The following is a 16,131-nucleotide window of genomic DNA, read 5'->3' on the forward strand; positions in this document are numbered from 1 at the left end:
CGGCGCATGGCCAACCGGCACCCAGCCCCCCGGACCACCACCCGAACGCGACTACCCACCCGAAGCCTGGGCCGACGCCGTACGCCGCTACCGCACCGAGACCCGCCACCAACTCGACCAGGAGGACCAGTGCCCGCCGCCCCGCCACCCGAAGGAAAGTGCCACCGCTGCAAGCAAACCCGGCCCCTCTTCGAACGCAAGCCCGACCACGACTGCATCGACAGCATCGGGCGCGTCGACCTCATCGAAGCCGCCCGCCTGATCGCAGAAATCGAAGACCAGGGCGACCACTGGTGCACCCGCCGCATCGAAGGCCTGCCACCCGTCAAGCTCTGCGTCCGCTGCCACGACGCCGACGCCACCGAGGAAGCCCAGCACGTTGCGGAGCACCAGCTGTGACCCCGCTGGAACGGCTCCTCGCCGAAGAACTCCCCACCGGCACCTTCGGCCACGCACTTCCGCCGCCCCAGCCCGGCCACCGGCCGCCCGCCCGCTGGACGCCCGAAGAACAAGCCCAGCACTGGGCCGACCTCGGCAAAGCCCTCCAAGGCTGGCACTGGCAAGACGACACCAGCCTCTCCAAAAAGCGCCGGCACCTCCGACTCGTGCGACGCGCCGAAGCCGCCTGACCACCAGCCCGGCCAGCCGTCCCACCACCCGGCCCGGCCAACGCAACCCACCCCAACACCACCAACTGACCCGCCATTCAGTAAGGAAACCGGTCATGACCAGCACTGATCCCGACCTCGACACCATCGAAGCCCGCGCCAACGCCGCCACGGCCGGACCGTGGAACATCGAACTCGACTACTGCGACTGCTCCGAGTACGGCTGCTCGCACGCCCCGTTCGCCGTCGGCTTCGGCCCGTTCACCTCGTTCGAGAACACGACCGACCGGCACCACTACGACGCCGAGTTCGTGGCCGCCGCCCGGACGGACGTGCCGGCGCTCGTCGCCGAGATCCGCCGCCTCCGCGCCGCCGCAGCCGCCGAACTCCTCCCCGCCTGGGAAGCCATGTACGAGCCCGGCAACGTCTCCGACTACCTCATCGGCTACGCCAACGACGAGCACGCGGCGAAGGGCGCAGCAGAGGCGTGGTTGCGGTCGCAGAAGGACGAGGTCGGCCGTCTGGAGTGGGTGCCGCAGCGTCCGCTCGACGGGTACGACCAGGAGGCGGAGCTGATCGAGCGGCACGGCGACGGCGTGGACACGGGGCCGGGGATCACCGTGCGGCGTCGCTGCGCCGTTGTGCCGGCTGCTGGCGGGGCGGGCGAATGACCACCATGACCGACACCCCCCTGCTCGCCCAGCTCGGCGCCTCCCGCATCCCGAACGGCCTGACCGTCCTCGACACCTACTGCTGCTCCGGCGGCATGGCCGTCGGCTACTGGCTGGCCGGCTTCGACGTCGTCGGCGTCGACATCGACCCCCAGCCCAACTACCCGTTCACATTCATCCAGGGCGACGCGATCGAGTACATCCGCGCCCACGGCCACGAGTACGACCTGATCCACGGCTCCCCGCCCTGCCAGGCCAAGTCGAACCTGAACGCCTACAACCACAAGATCTATCCCGAGCTGATCCACCCGACCCGCGACGCCATGCTCACCACGGGCCGCCCGTTCGTCATCGAGAACGTGGAGCCGGCACTCTCCGACCTTCGGGATCCGATCACCCTGTGCGGTCCGATGTTCGACCTGATCATGTACCGGCACCGGCTGTTCGAGACCGGGGGCGGCCTCACCCTCACCGCGCCGGAGCACCCGCGGCACGTCAAGCTCTGCACCCGCAACGGCTACCTGCCCACCCCCGAGAAGCCGTTCATGTCCATCCACGGCGGCAAGCACTCCAAGGCGTGGCAGCGCGCGGCGTGCGACGCCATGGGCATGCCGTGGATCAAAGTCCCCGAGGACGCCCGCGGGGAGCAGGTCCGGCTCGGGATCCGTGAGGTGTGCGAAGCGATCCCACCCGCGTTCGCCCGGTGGATCGGGGAGCGCGCCGCCGAGCACATCCTCAGCCGCCGCCTGCCCGCCGCCGCATGACCTCGTGCGCGGTCGCCCCCTCGCAGCAACCGAGGGGGCGGCCGGCACCCGACACTCTCACAACCCAAGGAGCCACATGGCCACCAACCCGCGTCAGCCCGCCTACGACGCCGTGTTCGCGTACATCCGGCAGCAGCCAGTCGACTTCCTTCCGGCCACCGTGGTCGACCGGAATGCCATGATCTGGCGGGCGGTGAACGCCGCGCTTGACGCCGTCCCGTCTGTGCCGGCCTCGTTGCCGGATCGGGCCGTGTTGCGCGACCGCATTCGCCGCGCTGTCTGCGAGGCCGAGGGCTTCACGTGGGACTCCGACATGCTGGAGCCCGACGAGTACGGCGAGGTCGCCGACGCGGTGCTGGCTGTGCTGCCGTCCACCGGCCGGGCCGCCGTCCTGCGGGAGGTGGCTGACTGGCTGAAGGTGTGGCGGCCGGAGTTCTTCGAACGGTGGGCCGTCGCCGAGCAAGATCGGTACGAGGGCGGCGTAGACGACGCTGCCGACGAGCTGCGCCGGTTGGCGGCCGAGCCGCAGCAGACCCAGACCGAGACGCCGAGCATGCGGCTGGGCCGCCGTTCCATGGACGCCCTCGCGCGCAAGGTGACCGGCGAGCCGGACCCCTACGAGGCGACGACCGGGCACCTGGCCACCTGCCTGACCGTCGCCGGGGGTGCAGCCGATCCGGACTGCGGATGCGCCGCCGCCCCTGTTGTGCCGGTGGAGGCTGCGGCAGACAACGAGGGGGCCGAGCAGTGAGCAGCAGCGGAGGCTTCACCGGGATCAGCATCGCGGGCCGGTGGGAGTGCGGGGCCTGCGGCGCCTCGGGCGATGCGTGGTGGGACGAGGACGAGGGGCCCACCCTGCACGACGAGAACGGGCAGCCGTTCGACCCCGCCGACCACGTGTGCGGGGAGGGCTGACCGTGAGCCGCGCGCCGTTGTTCGCCGACGCCATCAACACCCTCACCCAGCTCTTCTACGCCGGCGCCGCGTGGCTGCTCCTGGCCGCCATGTTCGCAACGATCGCCCTGTACGCGGTCACCGTCGTCGTGTGGACGGTCTGCCGTGCCGTCTGGAAGGCCGCACGGTGGCGTCCCAGCGGCCCGTCGTGGCGTCGTGGGCGGCTCCGGGCCCGAATCCACGCCGCACGCGCTACACGAGCCCCACGGAGGCGCACAGAGCCTCAGGGCTACCAGGAGGCGGCATGAACGCCCGCTACCGCAAGCAGATGCGCCTTCGATCCCGCCACGCGCGGCGCGGCCACACCCCCTGGTGCCGCTGCCCAGAACCGCAGCAACGCGCGCTCATCGCCTTCCGCCGCTGGAAGGCCAGTGGCAGGCCGTTGCCGACCCGCACCGTCCGCATCCCCACCCGACGCATCACCCAGTGAACCCGAAGGAGATCCACATGGGAATGTCCACAGACGCGATTCTCGCCTACGGCTACGACCTCGGCGGCGGAGACGGCTGGAAGATCAACGGCCTCGGCGAGTACGGCGAACTGCCCACCCTCGACTGGTACGACCCCGACGGAGACGAGGACTTCGAGGAGGCCATCGAACGGCGCCTCCTCGCGCAGATCGCCGACTTCACCGAGACCGACTGGCAGGTCGACGGCTACTACGACCGGAAGGAAGAAGCCCTCACGCGGCTCGGCGTGAAGCTCGTCAGCCACTGCTCCTCCGAGTACCCGATGTGGGTGCTGGCCGCCTACTCCAAGACCGCGTGGCGCGGAAGCCCGATCCTCTTCGATCCCGCCGAACTCGGCACCGTGCCGTCCGACTGGGACGACAAGCTGCGCGCCGCCGTTGCTGCTCTCGGCATCACGCCCAAGCAGTTGCGCCCGCAGTGGGTGCTCTGCTCGGACTGGGGCTGACCACACCCGCCGCCTGACCCCCTCGCCTGCCTGTTGGGCCGTCTGCGCGGCGGCCCAACCACACCACGGAGCACCCGCATGACCGACCAGCCCACCGAAGAAGTCCGGCAGCAACTCCTCGCCGCCCTCAACGGCCAAGCCCCCGCCATCGTCTGCTACACCCGCTGCTGGCCCTGCCAGTTCGACCAGCACTACACCCCACCCCAGCCGCACCCGTGGGCCGACGACGAAGACCGCGAACACGCGAAGGCGACAGGCCGCCCCGAACCGACCGGGAACTGCGCGTGCTCGTGCGCCCGGCAGCCGGAACAGGCCCAGCCGTGACCGCCGTCCAGCTCGCCCTCTGCGATCCCGACTGGGCCGACCTCACCCCCGTACCCCGACCCCGCCGCGGACGCGGCCGGCGGCTCCGCGAACGCGAGAAACACGACCTGCGTGGCCAAGGACTCACCAACCGGCAGATCAACCGCATCCGCACCATCCGACTCGCAAGCCAGGAGTACCTGTGAGAAACCCCGGCGTCGAAGGCCAACCCCTCAGCCCCGGCCAACTCGCAGCCCTCCGTCTCATCGCCGCCGGCTACACCAGCCGCCAAGCCGCCCACCGGCTGAACACCACCGAGACCGCGGTCAACCTGCGCCTGAAGGAGGCCGTCGTCCGGCTCGGCGCCCGGTCACGGACACACGCCGTCGTCATCGCACTACGGCGATGCGTCATCCGCTTCGACGAGATCGAACTCCCCGACCAGCAGCAGGAGACCGCAGCATGAGCGACCGCATGATCGAAGTTCACGGCCGTTGCCCGGCCTGCGGCAACAGCACCCTGTTCCTCGGCGACGGCGGCCACATCACCTGCTCCCTCGTCGACTGCCCACGCCCCGACCTCGTCAACGAAGTCATCGGCGAGATCGGCGACGCACGCCAGCACGCCGCGTACACGTTCTGCTCGCAGCTCGTCGGGCACGTCACGATGGCCGCGTTCGCCAGGAAGAGCACCGAGAAGATCACCGCTGTCGCGCACCGGGCCGAAGCGGTCGCCTATGCCAACGAGCAGAAGAAGCGCGCCGACACGGCGGAGGGGACGCTGCAGGAAGTCCTCGACGCGTTCGAGGCGTACTGGTCGCGGTCCAGCTACGACGGGCCCGGCATGTCGGCCGTCCAGCCCGAGCACTTCCAAGGCTGGCGCGCGCTCCTCGACCAACCCGCGCCCGGCCCGGCCACCGTCCGACCGGGCCTGCGTGAACGACACCACGCCCAGTGGGCGGCCCTCACCGACACCGAACGCGCCGCACGCCTCGCCGAACTCGACCAATACGACGAACCGACACCCGGCCCGGCCATCACACAGCATCCCGACGTCCTCCGCGAACGCGCCGAGACCGACATGCACACCCTCGCCGAGGAGCACGAGGAGCAGTCCAGTGCCTGAACTCCGCGTCCTGCCCCCACGCCTGCCGGCCACCACTCGGGCCAGGCTCCGCTTCGAGTGGCACGTCGACCAACTCGGCGCGTGGCTGTGCGGGCACCACTCCACGGGCGCGGCGGTGTGGCTGTGGCGGGCCTGCCGGATGCTGTGACGACGGCCGCCCGCGCGTGGCATCCTGGATTCGGCTCGGCTCCAACCGGCTACCGGGTGTCCTCATTGGCGTGAGACCCCGACCGCCCCGCTCCTGACTGCGTAGGACGCGGGGCGGTCGCATGTCCGGACAGCAGTGCGCCCCGACCGGGTATGACCGGCCGGGGCGCAGCAGCGTGTGGGATCAGGGCCGCCAGTCCTCCGTGACTCTCGGATCGATGAGGTCGGCCGCAGCCCCCTGACCACTGCCGCGCAGCTTCTCGGCCAGAGCCTCGGCCGTCTCCGCCTCATGAATGTCCAGCATCAGCGTCACGGAAGCGTGGACCGGGGGCGGGACGTTGCCCTGCCACGCCACCGTCGCCATCTCGTACAGGTTGTCGCGGGCGCTGGACTCACCCGCCTCGCCCTTGAGTTGCTGTTCTGCCATGGCTGGCTCTCCTTGCTGCTTCTCGGCGAGGTCGGTCCGCTTGCCCTGCTGCTTCGGGTTGGCCGCGAACCAGGCGGCCACCTCGTCGGCGCGGTACTGGGTCTTCGTGGAGCCCTCGACCGGGACCGGCTGAGGGAAGGAGGCGCTGCGCCGGTACGTGTGCAGTGCTGACCGGCTGACCCCGTGCTCCTGCTCGATCTGCTTCAAGGTGATCAAGCGGCTCCCCTCGCTCTCAGGGTTCTCGGGCACGGCTACATCCTCCCCGAACTTCTGGACAATGTCCATAAGTTCTGCCACTGTGGAACGGCACCAACAAGTACGCCCCGGCGGGAGTTGCACCTCCCGCCGGGGCCAGCCATTCACCTGCCGTGAACAGGAGAAATGACCGTGGAGCAGCGTACCCACGCCAACCCCCAAGAGCCCAGCCCCTCACCCTGGTCACCCCCGCCCGGCCGCATCCTCAGCGAACCCGCCACCGTCGCCCAATGCCGCGCCGACTACGAAGCCGCCGCCGACGTCCGCCGCGTCATGAGCAACCAGGACGCAAGGCAACGCTGATGGGCCTCTTCTTCGGACGCGGCCAGACCACGCGCGCCTACCCGGCCGCCGGCACCTCCGTCACCGGGGCGGCCTCCCGATTCTTCCGCGCCAAGACCACCGGCGCCCGCCGCGCCGACCGCCAAGGACAAGCCTGGGAGGACCGAGACCGGGCCCAGGACCGAAAAGGCGGCTGGTACCGCCCCGCCCGCTAACCCCACCCCACAGACGCCCGGCCCTCGCGCACCGTTCCCCCACGGCGCGGGGACCGGGCTCACCCCTGGCTCCGGAGGAGCACCGTGAAGAAGCTGACCGGAGGACAGATCACCGTCCTCATCCTCACCACAACCCCCATGGTTGCGGTCGGGGTCGGCGGAGCCGTCGGCACCTACGCCAACGCGGCCAGCGTCCTCCACCGCAAAGAAACCGCCCTCGGCGTCGTCGCCGCCGGCGAAGGCGCAACCCTCGTCGCCGCCCTCGTGATGATCGTCGTCACGATGCTCGGCCAGACCGCGCCCACCGTCATCCGCTCCGCCCTGTGGCTCCTCCCGGCCGCCGCCGCCGTCATGGGCCTCGCCATTGCCCCCACCACCACCGAGAGAGTCGTGTTCGCCCTCACCCCGCTCGCCATGACCGCGAGCGCCGAAGGCATCAGCCTCCTCGCCCGCCGCATCGTCGTGCACCGCACCGGTGAGGACATCGAAGCCCAGCGCCGCAACGCCGCAGTGCTGCGCCGGATCGCCTTCCACCGGGCCCGGGCCGAGCGGCATCCGTGGAAGTGGGTGCGCGCCTACTCGGAGCTGGTGGCGTGGCGGCTCATGAGCCGTGCCGGGGAAGGCGACGCACGGCTCGGCTCAGAGCTCATCGCAGTCCAGCGTGGCCGTCTCACCGAGGGCGCCGATGAGGCGCTCGCGGACATGCTCACCGGCCGCCCGGCTCACCCCGAACTTCCTCCGACTCACACCGCCGTGAGCCCTGAGCCTGAGCCCCGTGAGCCTGAGCCTGCCGACTACGAGACGACCGTCACCACCGCCCTCCACGTCACCGGCGGCGAGCCCCGGCCCGCGTTGGCCGACCCCGTCCAGCCTCCTGCCGCACCGGCTGACCAGCAGGGATCACGTGAGCCCGTCTTGAGCCCGGCCGAGCCGATCCTCGCGAGCCACCCCGAGCCGACCGGCGAGCCCGGCGAGCCGGAGAGCGACGACATCGAGCAACAGATCACCACGCTGGCTCACCGGCTCAGGTCCGGCGACCGGCTCACCAAGACCACCGCGGCTCAGCTCCTCGGCGTGAGCCAAGCCACCGCCGGCCGACGGCTCAAGGAAGCCCGGGCCCGCATCGGAGAAGGGACAGGGCAGTACCTGTGAGCATCGAACCCGGAGCAGACGAGCTGCGGATGCGGGCGCTCCTGAAGCAGCGCATCGACCCGAAGCCAGCCGACTGGTGGGAGCCGAAGCCCGAGCCCGCCGAACCGGACGACGAGCCCGAGCTGGAGACCGCCGGCCGGCCGCCCGTGTTCGCCCCCGCTCCCGCCTACTGGCCGCGCCCCCACGTGCCCGCGGTACTCGTCCACGCTCCCGAGCGGGCGGCCGCCGCGATCAGCCCCCGCACCCGCCGCCTGCTCTACAACGCCTCCGCCGCCGGCGCCGGATGGGGCCTCGGCCTCTACCAGCGGTTCGCGTGGGCCCTCAACGACTGCGGCACCAGCCAAGGCGTCCCGGCCGCGCTCGTCCTCGGCATCGGCGGTGCGCTGGTCATCGCCCACGTGTGGGACCGGCGCACCCGCCACTGGTGGCCCGGCATCGCCTGGGTTGCCCGGATCCCCCTCGCCACCGCGCTCCTCGCGCTCGCCCTGTACGCGCCCGCCGCGCCCTGACCTGGAGACATCATCGTGATCGAGCACATCACCGCGGCTGCCCCCGCCATCAGCGTCGAGGGCGGCCGGATCCTCGGCACCGTCGGCGCCGGAGGCATCGCCACCGCCCTCACCGTCATCCTCGTCGCCGGGATCCGCGAGCCGAAGGGCGCTGCCGCCGGTGCGGCCCCAGGCGGGCAGGGCGGCGGCGGGAAGAAGTCGCGGCTGCGCAAGCGCCTCACCTCCGACCAGGCCCAATGGGTCGGCGTGGCCGCCGGCACCCTCTACATGACCGCCGGATCAATCTGGACGATCGGAAAGAACGTGTCCGACGCGTTCGCGACGGTGTTCACCGGCGGCGGGTTCGGGCAGGCCGGGCTGGGCGCGGTGTCGCTGCTGCTCGGCGGGGTCATGTACTTCCGGGAGCTGTCGCCGGGGAAGGCGGCGTTGACGGGGATCGTGGCGGCCGGGGTGTGGGCGCAGGCGGGTGGGATCTGGGGGCTGCCGCAGGCGGTGATCCTGACGGGTGCGCACGCGATCGGACTCCTCTAGTGAAGATCGTTAAGAAGATGGGGGAGCACCTACCCCCCTGGCTGACCAGTGAAATCCGCCCGGTCCTCGCCTTCACCGGCGCGGGCCGGGCGCTCGCCATCGGATCCCACGTCCTCGCACGCCGCGCCTGGCACACGCTCGGCGAGCACCTCAGCGGCCTGGAACGGCTCGGCGCACTCGCCGGCGGCGGATACGTCACCGTCTACTGCTGCGCGCAGGCCCCGCACATCGCCGAGTTCGCCGCCCCCGGCGCGGTCGTCGCCTGGTGTGTGGCCGCCTGGTGGGTCGCCCCGCCAGCCCCGGCCACGCCGGAGCAGCCGGCCGAGGAGGAACCGGCGGTCGAGCAGCGGCCCGCGCCGGAGGACGTCCGCGCGGCCACCCTCGACTGGATCCGCGAGCGCATCGGCGACCGGCAAGGCGTCCACCTCCGCGACCTTCTGGAGCACGCCCAGGCGCACGGCATGTTCGAGGGCCTCGACGTGAGCGGGCTCCGCGGCCACCTGGAGCGGTGGCAGATCCCCGTCCGTGACCGCGTCCGCGTCCGCGGCCTGGGGGTCACCGTCGGCGTCTACCGGGACGACCTGCCGCCCTTCCCCGACCGGGATTCCCAAGACCCACCGAATCCCGAACTACACGCCGCGTGAACTGCGAAACTACAGCCTGAACTACAGCCCGCTACACGGGCGACTACAGCCCGGAAGAGGGGACCCCGATGCCGTACGTGTACCGCTGCCGCAGATGCCGCGCGTCGTCCCCTCCCGGGCCGCGCCGGCAGGCTGAGGAGTACCGGCAGCAGCACCGGGACATCGAACACGGCGGCCTGGTCCCGGACGGTGAGGCCATCGTGCGGGTGGCCGGCAGTGCACCAGATCCGGACGGCCGGTATGTGAGCACGGGCGCTGTCGTGGCGCTGCTGGTCGTGCTCGCGGTTGGGTCGTTGCTGGCGCGTCTGCTCGGCCACTGACCGTCGGCGGGCGTGTCACACTGCGCCCAGGCCCGTCGCCCGGAAGGACCCCCGATGCCCCAGACCATCTCCGTGCCCCCGCACCGGCCGCTCGCCGAGGCCGACTACACCCCCGCCGACCGTCGCGACCTGGACCGGTGGGAGGCGCTGCAGCCGGACAATGAGGGCGAGTTGCCGAAGGTGACGTTCAACTCGGCGGCTTGATGGCACACTGGACGGCGAGTCGAGTTACAGGGCCCAGCAGGCTCCCCCGTCCTGCTGGGCCTTCGCCATTCCCGGGGCGGGTTGTCGGTGGCTGGCGCTACGATCCGGGCACTCGACCGGTCCTTGGGGGGATCATGCGTAGAACCGTGGCTGTTTGTCTGCTCGCCTGTCTGGCGCTCGCTGGCTGTTCCAACTCCGGCAGCAGCGCCGACGCGAAGCCGAGTCCGAGGAAGACCGTCAGCAAGGAAGCCGCCTTCCTCAAGGCCGTCCACACCGCCAACCTCAGGAGCTGGACGGACAAGGGCCCCACCGACGATGAGCTGCTGGAGTATCCGCAGCAGTGGTGCGACGGCCTGGCCGCGGGTCACAGCGTGAAGTGGTTGTTCACGATGTTCGGGGACGGGGGTGGTCTGTATCCGATCGGGGAGCACTGGGGTACGTACAAGGCGGATGCGAATGCAGTGTTGGTGATGGGTGTGAGGGCGTACTGTCCGGAGAATCTGGCGGACGTCAAGGAGCAGCTTCGGGCGTCCGGGGACTACTGATCGGCGTCGTGCAGTGGCCCCGCTCGGTGCCCGGGCGGGGCCTTCGTCATGCGGTGGGCGCGTCAGGTCGCCACTCGTCGCGGTAACCGGGGTGGTCGGCGTATGGCAGTGCGAGAGCGCGGAGCACTGGCTCAGCCCACGACCCGAGCCGTGACCAGTTGTTGTATGGGCGTGGCGAGGGGCCACGCCTCAGGAGATTCAACATGGCCTGCTGAGTGATGAGGTTGTCGACCGCCTCGCACCCGGCAGCTCCTGAAGCGTATGCAGGCCCCGAGACGCCGTAGACGCTTCGGATGCGTGCACCCTCCTCGGCGTAGCGGTCATGAAGGAACCGCGCCAGTTCGGCGGTCATGGTGTGGGCTCCTCGTCCGGGCGTCGTGGGCTGTGCCCGTATTCCTCGACCGTCACGTTGTACGTCGTCCCCTGATGCTCGACGCCCACCCACTGGGCGCGCGGGCCGGGATCCTCGTCCGGGCGCACCGAGCCCGCGCTCTCCCGGTGGCGGTGCAGTTTCGCCGCCGCCTTGAAATCGTCCGCGATGGGCAGCACGTTCAGGTTGTGCAGGTACGCCGTCTCGATGTCGGGGCCTCCGCAGATCACGCACCGCAGGATCACGCAGTCGAGCGCGTCTCCGCCGGGGATGTACGAGAGGCGCAGCCCGTCGCGTGGCTCGTCGAACGAGAGGCGGCTCTCGTTCGCCAGCCAGTTCCTCAGCTCTTCGTGGTCGCTCATGTGGTGGTCTCCTCGCTGCTCGCCGGGCGCTCGCGGCGCTTCCGGTTGACCCGCTCGTGCATCAACTCGATGAGCACGTCGGACCGCGAACGCCCCTCCTCGATCGTGGCGTCGAAAGCCGCCCGCAGCTTCGGGTCCGCTCGGAACGTCACGGCTTTGGTCTGCCCCGTGGCGGGTCTCCCGCCCTTGCGCCCATGGAGCATTCGACCATCAGCGTCGGGGCGGATCGCATTCCACTGAGGGTTCTCTCGCCCAATCGCCTCAGCTTCTGCTGCTTCTGCCTCGGCCCGCGTCGCCTTCCACTCGATCGTCCGCTTGCGAACGTCGGACCACCACGCCTTCTGGCGGGCGTGGTAGGCCCAACGGACTTCGGGATCGTTGGTGATGCCGACGTACAGCAAGCCGCCAGATTCGTTGAAGAGGCGATAGAGGGCGGTGCGTTCAGTAGCCGTCTCGGTCACTGAGCTGCCCGCCCTTCCGCGATCAGTCGCCTGACGGTCTCTCGGCTGTAGCCGGTGGCTTCGATGATGTCCTTCTGCGGCATGTGGTCGGCGGCCTGGGCGAGGCCTCGGGCGCGTGTGCGCTCGGCTTCGGCGATGGCCTTGTCGTAGGCCTCGCGGATCTTGGTGACGTCGTCTCGGGTGACCATCACGCCAGTATGCCTAATCGAGTAGGCCTAGTCTACTTGACATGCCTCATGGATTAGGCCTAATCTATTAGGCATAAGGGACGGCGCACCGAGGGGGACCCGATGAGGCACACCAAGAACGAGACCAGCACCACCACCCTCACCCGCCTCATCAAGGCCCTCGACGCCAAGCACCCCGTCACCATCACCTACACCAAGGCCGACGGCACCGAGACCATCCGCACCATCGAGATCCAGGACTTCGTCATCAGCCAGGCCGGCGACATCCTCATCAAGGCCCTCGACCGCGAGACCGGCGAGATGCGCACCTGGCGCCTGGACCGCCTGGTCTCCTACACCATCCACCGGACCGCCTACGTCATCGACCAGCCGGCCGCCGACGAGCCCCGCACCGGCCACGGCCTCGCCACCGTCACCGTGCTGTACCCCGTCGACCTGCCCGTCCTCGCCCGCGTCGAACTCCTCGCCGACGCCCTGGCCGCCTAGGAGCCCGCCATGCCCCGTTCCGAACACCTCGCCGACATGCACCCCGACGACCTCCGCGACCAGCGTGAGGCCTGCCTCCTCCTCACCACCGACGACTACGCCGGCACCGACCGCGTGAAGGAGTTCCACGCCGACTACGCCGACCGAATCAGCGACGAACTCGACAGCCGCAACGACTGACACCCATCCGAGAGGATCAACCATGGCCCACACCATCCGCTGCGCCCACGACGACTGCCCCGAACTGTCGACCATCGCGTCGTTCAAGCCGAAGCCCCGCGAGCAGCAGGCCGCCGACCATCGGCGCGCTCTCGCCGCCGAGGGGTGGAGTGACGTGGAGGGCCGGGACTACTGCCCCGACCACGACCCGCGCCAGCCCGACGCCTGACCCCCGCCGTACGATCCACCCAGCCACCGAAAGGAACCCGCCGTGGCCGAGCTCCCGAACCGCCTCACCGCCACCCCTGCCGAGGTCGACGCCCACCTCCGCGCGATCCTCGCCGAGGACGTCTACCTCCGCTACCAGCAGGCCATCGGCGACCACGCCATTGGGCAGACCGTCGAGGACGTACAGGCGGTGCGCGCGGCAGCCGACAACGAGGGCCTCTTCAACAACGACTGGCGGGAGGGCTGGGACGACGTCATCGACCGGATCGACCCTGACCGCGACAACGGCCCGTACCCGGTGAAGCTGATCGAGTTCCCCGACGCCTGACCCTGCCCCGCACAGCAGAGAGCCCGCCCCGGCGCCACCCCGGAGCGGGCTCTCCTGCTGTCCCCACACCAGCCATCAGTATCCACGATCACCAACCGCCCTATCATCATGAACAACAAACACCACCAGGAGGGCGGACATGGCCAACCCCAACCAAGACGCCCGCTCCGGCAACGGCCAATACGTACGCACACCCGAAACCGCCGCCCGCGACGCCCAAGCCGCCGAACTCCGCGCCCAAGGCCGGACCCTCCAACAGATCGCCGACGAACTCGGCTACGGCGACAAGAGCAACGCCCTGCAAGCCGTCCGCCGCGCCCTCCGCGAGATCGTCCAAGGCCCCGCCGAGAAACTCCTCGCCATCCACATGGAACGCCTGGAAACCCTCTACGAAGCAGCCACCGAAGTCCTTGAAGCCGACCACGTCGTCGTCTCCCACGGCCAGATCGTCCGCGACGACAACGGCCAGCCCCTGAAGGACCACGGGCCCACGCTCGCCGCGATCCGCGAAGCACGGCAGACCCTCGACAGCTTCTGGACGCTGACCGGGATGAAGAAGCCGGCGAAGGTGGAGCACTCCGGCGGGGTGAAGTACGAGATCGTCGGCGTGTCACCGGACGACCTCACGTGAGCGCCCAACTTGCCTCCCCAGCAACGCGGTTGAGCTGCGGAAACGATAGAATCAGAGGCAATAGAGGACCCCGGCGAGCGCGCCAACGCTCCCGGGGCATGGCCGACCTGAGAGAGCAGATCGACATGACCGATCGTACGTGCAGCATGCCCGGATGCGGCAGACGCCACTACGGCAAGAGCTACTGCTCGGTCCACTACAAGCGGTGGAAGGCTTCCGGCGCTCCGGGCCCCGTCGAGATCGCGCCGCCGCAGGTGCCCCGACGCGAACGCATCTGCACCACCGAAGGGTGCGTGAAGCCGCTGAAATGCCGCGGCCTGTGCGAGATGCACTACGGGCGCCTGCGGCGCGCCGGGCTCCCGGACCTTCCACAATCCGCGCGCGTCTGCTCGGTTGAAGGATGCGGCCGAAAGCACAACACGGGTGGCTATTGCTACACGCACTATGCACGGATCAAGAGAACCGGCTCTCTCGGTGACCCGAAGATCCGAGAGCGCGTGCCCACGGTCATCCGTGACGACGAAGGCCGTAAGCGGTGCCGACTCTGCCGTGAGTGGAAGACCCTGGACAACTACCACGGGTCCAAGAACTGCGCCGACGGCCTCAACCCCCGCTGCAAGCGGTGTATGCGCAACCGCAAGTTGGTCGAGAACTTCGGAATCACGATCGCCGACTACGAGGAACTGGCAGCCGCCCAGGGCGGTGCGTGCGCCATCTGTGGCGACAAACCCGAGGTACTCAGCGTCGATCATGATCACGCGTGCTGCCCCGAAAAAGGCAAGAGTTGCGGAAAGTGCATCCGCGGTCTTACGTGCGGCAACTGCAACACGGCCATCGGCCTGATGCGCGACGCTCCTGATCGGCTGGAGGCGGCGGCCTCCTACCTACGGCGGTATACCCGTGAGTGAGACCGTCCATCGGTACGAGCCATGGGGAGCGGCGCTGCAACTGATGCGGTGCCGCACCTCAGAGGTGCTCCTGAGTGGACCCGCGGGCACCGGGAAGAGCCGGGCCTGCCTGGAGAAACTGCACCTGATGGCCCTGGCAAATAAGGGAATGCGTGGGCTGATCGTTCGCAAGACCCGCGAGTCCCTTGGGTCCACTGCCCTGGTGACCTACCGAGAGCACGTGGCGAAGGAGGCGTTGGCCACCGGGATTGTGTCGTTCTACGGGGGGTCGGCCGAGGAGCCGCCGCAGTACCGGTACGCGAATGGCTCGCGAATCATGATCGGCGGCATGGACAAGCCGACCAAGATCATGTCATCCGAGTACGACGTGGCTTACGTCCAGGAAGCCATCGAACTGACCACCACGGACTGGGAGAACATCACCACCCGACTGCGCAACGGCGTCGTCTCGTTCCAGCAATTGATCGCAGACTGCAATCCAGACAAGCCGGACCATTGGCTTCATCAGCGATGCGCCAGCGGCACAACCAAGATGATCAAGTGCCGTCATGAAGACAACCCGGTCCTCTACAACGCTGACGGCACCCTCACCGCACGAGGCAAGGACTACATCAACAAGCTCGACGCCCTCACTGGGGTGCGGTACAAGCGCCTGCGACTCGGTCTATGGGTTGCGGCTGATGGTCAGGTGTACGAGACCTTCGACCCAGCCGTTCACATCGTCGACCAGCGGCCCATCCCGGACAGTTGGACCCGCTACTGGACTGTGGACTTCGGGTTCACCAACCCGTTCGTCCTCCAGTGCTGGGCCGAAGACCCTGACGGCAGGCTGTGGCTGTACCGGGAGATCTACCGCACCCAGCGCCTCGTCGAGGACCACGCGAAGCACATCCTGCGCCTGGTCCGCCGCTGCGCCGACTGCTGCAAGTCCAAGGCCGCCGACCACGACTGCCACGACTGCAAGGCCTGCCGTCTGGAGTGGACGGAGCCCCGGCCGCGGGCGGTGATCTGCGACCACGACGCCGAGGATCGCGCCACCTTGGAGAAGCACCTCCAGATGGGCACCACGGCGGCACACAAGTCGGTGTCGGACGGCATCCAGGCCGTGCAGTCCCGGCTGAAGGTCCAGCCCGACGGCAGGCCGCGCCTGTTCGTGATGCGGGATGCGCTGGTGGAGCGGGACCCCGGGCTGGAGGAGGCGTCGCTGCCGATGGGCGCGGCCGAGGAGGTCACCGGCTACGTGTGGGCGGTGAAGCCCGGGAACGCCGGCGGCCTGAAGGAAGAGCCGGTGAAGAAGGACGACCACGCGATGGATGCGCTGCGGTACATGGTCGCGGAGCTGGATCTGGGTGGCCGGCCGCGGGTGCGGGTGCTCGGCTGACTGGGCCGTCCAGGCAAGGACTGGATACCGATCTTTTCAGATCTGCCGTCAAGTGGTA

35 protein-coding genes are annotated in these 16,131 nt (G+C 69.5%); 30 read left to right on the forward strand and 5 right to left on the reverse strand.

The window, feature by feature from the left end:
* The first annotated feature begins 129 nt into the window (after window positions 1–129).
* The 14 genes from AB0M11_RS26410 to AB0M11_RS26475 all read left to right on the forward strand — a co-directional run bounded on the left by AB0M11_RS26410 (window position 130) and on the right by AB0M11_RS26475 (window position 5,488).
* Window positions 130–399: a hypothetical protein gene (locus tag AB0M11_RS26410; protein WP_365709610.1), complete on the forward strand. Its 270-nt coding sequence runs from the start codon at window positions 130–132 to the stop codon at window positions 397–399.
* A complete protein-coding gene (locus AB0M11_RS26415; protein WP_365709612.1) occupies window positions 396–629 on the forward strand; it encodes a hypothetical protein in 234 nt (77 codons plus the stop codon). The genes AB0M11_RS26410 and AB0M11_RS26415 overlap by 4 nt, the downstream gene beginning before the upstream one ends.
* A 95-nt stretch (window positions 630–724) precedes the next feature.
* Window positions 725–1,279 (forward strand): hypothetical protein, encoded by a 555-nt coding sequence (locus AB0M11_RS26420; protein ID WP_365709614.1) that lies wholly within the window; start codon window positions 725–727, stop codon window positions 1,277–1,279.
* Between the two features lie 5 nt (window positions 1,280–1,284).
* Window positions 1,285–2,043: an SAM-dependent methyltransferase gene (locus AB0M11_RS26425; RefSeq protein WP_365709616.1), complete on the forward strand. Its 759-nt coding sequence runs from the start codon at window positions 1,285–1,287 to the stop codon at window positions 2,041–2,043.
* A gap of 76 nt (window positions 2,044–2,119) precedes the next feature.
* On the forward strand, window positions 2,120–2,794 hold the full coding sequence (locus AB0M11_RS26430) for a hypothetical protein (RefSeq protein ID WP_365709618.1): 675 nt from the start codon (window positions 2,120–2,122) through the stop codon (window positions 2,792–2,794).
* On the forward strand, window positions 2,791–2,958 hold the full coding sequence (locus AB0M11_RS26435) for a hypothetical protein (protein WP_365709620.1): 168 nt from the start codon (window positions 2,791–2,793) through the stop codon (window positions 2,956–2,958). Before AB0M11_RS26430 ends, AB0M11_RS26435 begins: the two co-directional genes overlap by 4 nt.
* A 2-nt stretch (window positions 2,959–2,960) precedes the next feature.
* Window positions 2,961–3,245: a hypothetical protein gene (locus tag AB0M11_RS26440; protein WP_365709622.1), complete on the forward strand. Its 285-nt coding sequence runs from the start codon at window positions 2,961–2,963 to the stop codon at window positions 3,243–3,245.
* Window positions 3,242–3,427, forward strand: a complete 186-nt coding sequence (locus tag AB0M11_RS26445) for a hypothetical protein (protein WP_365709624.1) — start codon at window positions 3,242–3,244, stop codon at window positions 3,425–3,427. The genes AB0M11_RS26440 and AB0M11_RS26445 overlap by 4 nt, the downstream gene beginning before the upstream one ends.
* Before the next feature lie 17 nt (window positions 3,428–3,444).
* A complete protein-coding gene (locus tag AB0M11_RS26450; RefSeq protein WP_365709626.1) occupies window positions 3,445–3,912 on the forward strand; it encodes a hypothetical protein in 468 nt (155 codons plus the stop codon).
* A 78-nt stretch (window positions 3,913–3,990) separates the two neighbouring features.
* On the forward strand, window positions 3,991–4,236 hold the full coding sequence (locus tag AB0M11_RS26455; RefSeq protein ID WP_365709628.1) for a hypothetical protein: 246 nt from the start codon (window positions 3,991–3,993) through the stop codon (window positions 4,234–4,236).
* Window positions 4,233–4,421, forward strand: coding sequence for a hypothetical protein (locus tag AB0M11_RS26460; RefSeq protein ID WP_365709630.1), 189 nt, complete (start codon window positions 4,233–4,235; stop codon window positions 4,419–4,421). Before AB0M11_RS26455 ends, AB0M11_RS26460 begins: the two co-directional genes overlap by 4 nt.
* Complete coding sequence (locus tag AB0M11_RS26465; protein ID WP_365709632.1) at window positions 4,418–4,681, forward strand: LuxR C-terminal-related transcriptional regulator; 264 nt, start codon at window positions 4,418–4,420, stop codon at window positions 4,679–4,681. The genes AB0M11_RS26460 and AB0M11_RS26465 overlap by 4 nt, the downstream gene beginning before the upstream one ends.
* On the forward strand, window positions 4,678–5,340 hold the full coding sequence (locus AB0M11_RS26470) for a hypothetical protein (protein ID WP_365709634.1): 663 nt from the start codon (window positions 4,678–4,680) through the stop codon (window positions 5,338–5,340). Before AB0M11_RS26465 ends, AB0M11_RS26470 begins: the two co-directional genes overlap by 4 nt.
* Window positions 5,333–5,488: a hypothetical protein gene (locus tag AB0M11_RS26475; RefSeq protein WP_365709636.1), complete on the forward strand. Its 156-nt coding sequence runs from the start codon at window positions 5,333–5,335 to the stop codon at window positions 5,486–5,488. Before AB0M11_RS26470 ends, AB0M11_RS26475 begins: the two co-directional genes overlap by 8 nt.
* A 183-nt stretch (window positions 5,489–5,671) precedes the next feature.
* Here AB0M11_RS26475 and AB0M11_RS26480 read toward each other — a convergent pair whose 3' ends face one another.
* A complete protein-coding gene (locus tag AB0M11_RS26480) occupies window positions 5,672–6,130 on the reverse strand; it encodes an AlpA family phage regulatory protein (protein WP_365709638.1) in 459 nt (152 codons plus the stop codon).
* Window positions 6,131–6,301: 171 nt separating this feature from the next.
* On the opposite strand from AB0M11_RS26480, the gene AB0M11_RS26485 reads away from it, so the two are divergent.
* From AB0M11_RS26485 to AB0M11_RS26525, 9 genes are all read left to right on the forward strand, one after another.
* Window positions 6,302–6,472: a hypothetical protein gene (locus AB0M11_RS26485; RefSeq protein ID WP_365709640.1), complete on the forward strand. Its 171-nt coding sequence runs from the start codon at window positions 6,302–6,304 to the stop codon at window positions 6,470–6,472.
* On the forward strand, window positions 6,472–6,666 hold the full coding sequence (locus tag AB0M11_RS26490; protein ID WP_365709642.1) for a hypothetical protein: 195 nt from the start codon (window positions 6,472–6,474) through the stop codon (window positions 6,664–6,666). Before AB0M11_RS26485 ends, AB0M11_RS26490 begins: the two co-directional genes overlap by 1 nt.
* Window positions 6,667–6,750: 84 nt before the next feature.
* Window positions 6,751–7,818: a hypothetical protein gene (locus AB0M11_RS26495; RefSeq protein WP_365709644.1), complete on the forward strand. Its 1,068-nt coding sequence runs from the start codon at window positions 6,751–6,753 to the stop codon at window positions 7,816–7,818.
* The gene (locus AB0M11_RS26500) at window positions 7,815–8,327 is read left to right on the forward strand and encodes a hypothetical protein (RefSeq protein WP_365709646.1); all 513 of its coding nucleotides are present in this window, start codon (window positions 7,815–7,817) and stop codon (window positions 8,325–8,327) included. The genes AB0M11_RS26495 and AB0M11_RS26500 overlap by 4 nt, the downstream gene beginning before the upstream one ends.
* 15 nt (window positions 8,328–8,342) lie before the next feature.
* Entirely contained in the window at window positions 8,343–8,858 is a 516-nt protein-coding gene (locus AB0M11_RS26505; RefSeq protein ID WP_365709648.1) for a hypothetical protein, read from the forward strand.
* Between the two features lie 17 nt (window positions 8,859–8,875).
* Window positions 8,876–9,502, forward strand: a complete 627-nt coding sequence (locus tag AB0M11_RS26510) for a hypothetical protein (protein WP_365709650.1) — start codon at window positions 8,876–8,878, stop codon at window positions 9,500–9,502.
* Window positions 9,503–9,570: 68 nt separating this feature from the next.
* The gene (locus AB0M11_RS26515; protein ID WP_365709652.1) at window positions 9,571–9,822 is read left to right on the forward strand and encodes a hypothetical protein; all 252 of its coding nucleotides are present in this window, start codon (window positions 9,571–9,573) and stop codon (window positions 9,820–9,822) included.
* Window positions 9,823–9,876: 54 nt separating this feature from the next.
* Window positions 9,877–10,026 (forward strand): hypothetical protein, encoded by a 150-nt coding sequence (locus AB0M11_RS26520; protein ID WP_365709654.1) that lies wholly within the window; start codon window positions 9,877–9,879, stop codon window positions 10,024–10,026.
* Window positions 10,027–10,160: 134 nt separating this feature from the next.
* Window positions 10,161–10,571, forward strand: coding sequence for a DUF732 domain-containing protein (locus AB0M11_RS26525; protein WP_365709657.1), 411 nt, complete (start codon window positions 10,161–10,163; stop codon window positions 10,569–10,571).
* 46 nt (window positions 10,572–10,617) lie between these two features.
* Here AB0M11_RS26525 and AB0M11_RS26530 read toward each other — a convergent pair whose 3' ends face one another.
* Genes AB0M11_RS26530 through AB0M11_RS26545 form a run of 4 tightly spaced genes read right to left on the reverse strand, consistent with a single transcriptional unit; the run spans window position 10,618 to window position 11,952 of the window.
* Entirely contained in the window at window positions 10,618–10,923 is a 306-nt protein-coding gene (locus tag AB0M11_RS26530) for a DUF6221 family protein (protein WP_365709659.1), read from the reverse strand.
* Window positions 10,920–11,303 carry a hypothetical protein gene (locus AB0M11_RS26535; protein ID WP_365709660.1) on the reverse strand — a complete coding sequence of 128 codons (384 nt, stop codon included), beginning with the start codon at window positions 11,301–11,303 and terminating at the stop codon, window positions 10,920–10,922. The genes AB0M11_RS26530 and AB0M11_RS26535 overlap by 4 nt, the downstream gene beginning before the upstream one ends.
* Window positions 11,300–11,764: a GIY-YIG nuclease family protein gene (locus AB0M11_RS26540; protein WP_365709661.1), complete on the reverse strand. Its 465-nt coding sequence runs from the start codon at window positions 11,762–11,764 to the stop codon at window positions 11,300–11,302. Before AB0M11_RS26540 ends, AB0M11_RS26535 begins: the two co-directional genes overlap by 4 nt.
* Entirely contained in the window at window positions 11,761–11,952 is a 192-nt protein-coding gene (locus AB0M11_RS26545) for a helix-turn-helix domain-containing protein (protein ID WP_365709663.1), read from the reverse strand. The genes AB0M11_RS26540 and AB0M11_RS26545 overlap by 4 nt, the downstream gene beginning before the upstream one ends.
* A 102-nt stretch (window positions 11,953–12,054) precedes the next feature.
* On the opposite strand from AB0M11_RS26545, the gene AB0M11_RS26550 reads away from it, so the two are divergent.
* The 7 genes from AB0M11_RS26550 (at window position 12,055) to AB0M11_RS26580 (ending at window position 16,073) form a co-directional block, all read left to right on the forward strand.
* Complete coding sequence (locus tag AB0M11_RS26550; protein ID WP_365709665.1) at window positions 12,055–12,438, forward strand: WYL domain-containing protein; 384 nt, start codon at window positions 12,055–12,057, stop codon at window positions 12,436–12,438.
* A gap of 9 nt (window positions 12,439–12,447) precedes the next feature.
* On the forward strand, window positions 12,448–12,618 hold the full coding sequence (locus AB0M11_RS26555; protein WP_365709667.1) for a hypothetical protein: 171 nt from the start codon (window positions 12,448–12,450) through the stop codon (window positions 12,616–12,618).
* Between the two features lie 22 nt (window positions 12,619–12,640).
* Window positions 12,641–12,826: a hypothetical protein gene (locus tag AB0M11_RS26560; protein WP_365709669.1), complete on the forward strand. Its 186-nt coding sequence runs from the start codon at window positions 12,641–12,643 to the stop codon at window positions 12,824–12,826.
* A gap of 42 nt (window positions 12,827–12,868) precedes the next feature.
* Window positions 12,869–13,153 carry a hypothetical protein gene (locus AB0M11_RS26565; protein ID WP_365709671.1) on the forward strand — a complete coding sequence of 95 codons (285 nt, stop codon included), beginning with the start codon at window positions 12,869–12,871 and terminating at the stop codon, window positions 13,151–13,153.
* A 139-nt stretch (window positions 13,154–13,292) separates the two neighbouring features.
* Complete coding sequence (locus tag AB0M11_RS26570) at window positions 13,293–13,784, forward strand: hypothetical protein (RefSeq protein ID WP_365709673.1); 492 nt, start codon at window positions 13,293–13,295, stop codon at window positions 13,782–13,784.
* A 98-nt stretch (window positions 13,785–13,882) separates the two neighbouring features.
* Window positions 13,883–14,692, forward strand: a complete 810-nt coding sequence (locus AB0M11_RS26575; protein WP_365709675.1) for an endonuclease VII domain-containing protein — start codon at window positions 13,883–13,885, stop codon at window positions 14,690–14,692.
* Entirely contained in the window at window positions 14,685–16,073 is a 1,389-nt protein-coding gene (locus tag AB0M11_RS26580) for a phage terminase large subunit (RefSeq protein ID WP_365709677.1), read from the forward strand. The genes AB0M11_RS26575 and AB0M11_RS26580 overlap by 8 nt, the downstream gene beginning before the upstream one ends.
* The last annotated feature ends 58 nt before the right edge of the window (window positions 16,074–16,131 follow it).

The sequence above is a fragment of the Streptomyces sp. NPDC051987 genome (genome assembly GCF_040680735.1).
Taxonomy (GTDB): Bacteria; Actinomycetota; Actinomycetes; order Streptomycetales; family Streptomycetaceae; genus Streptomyces.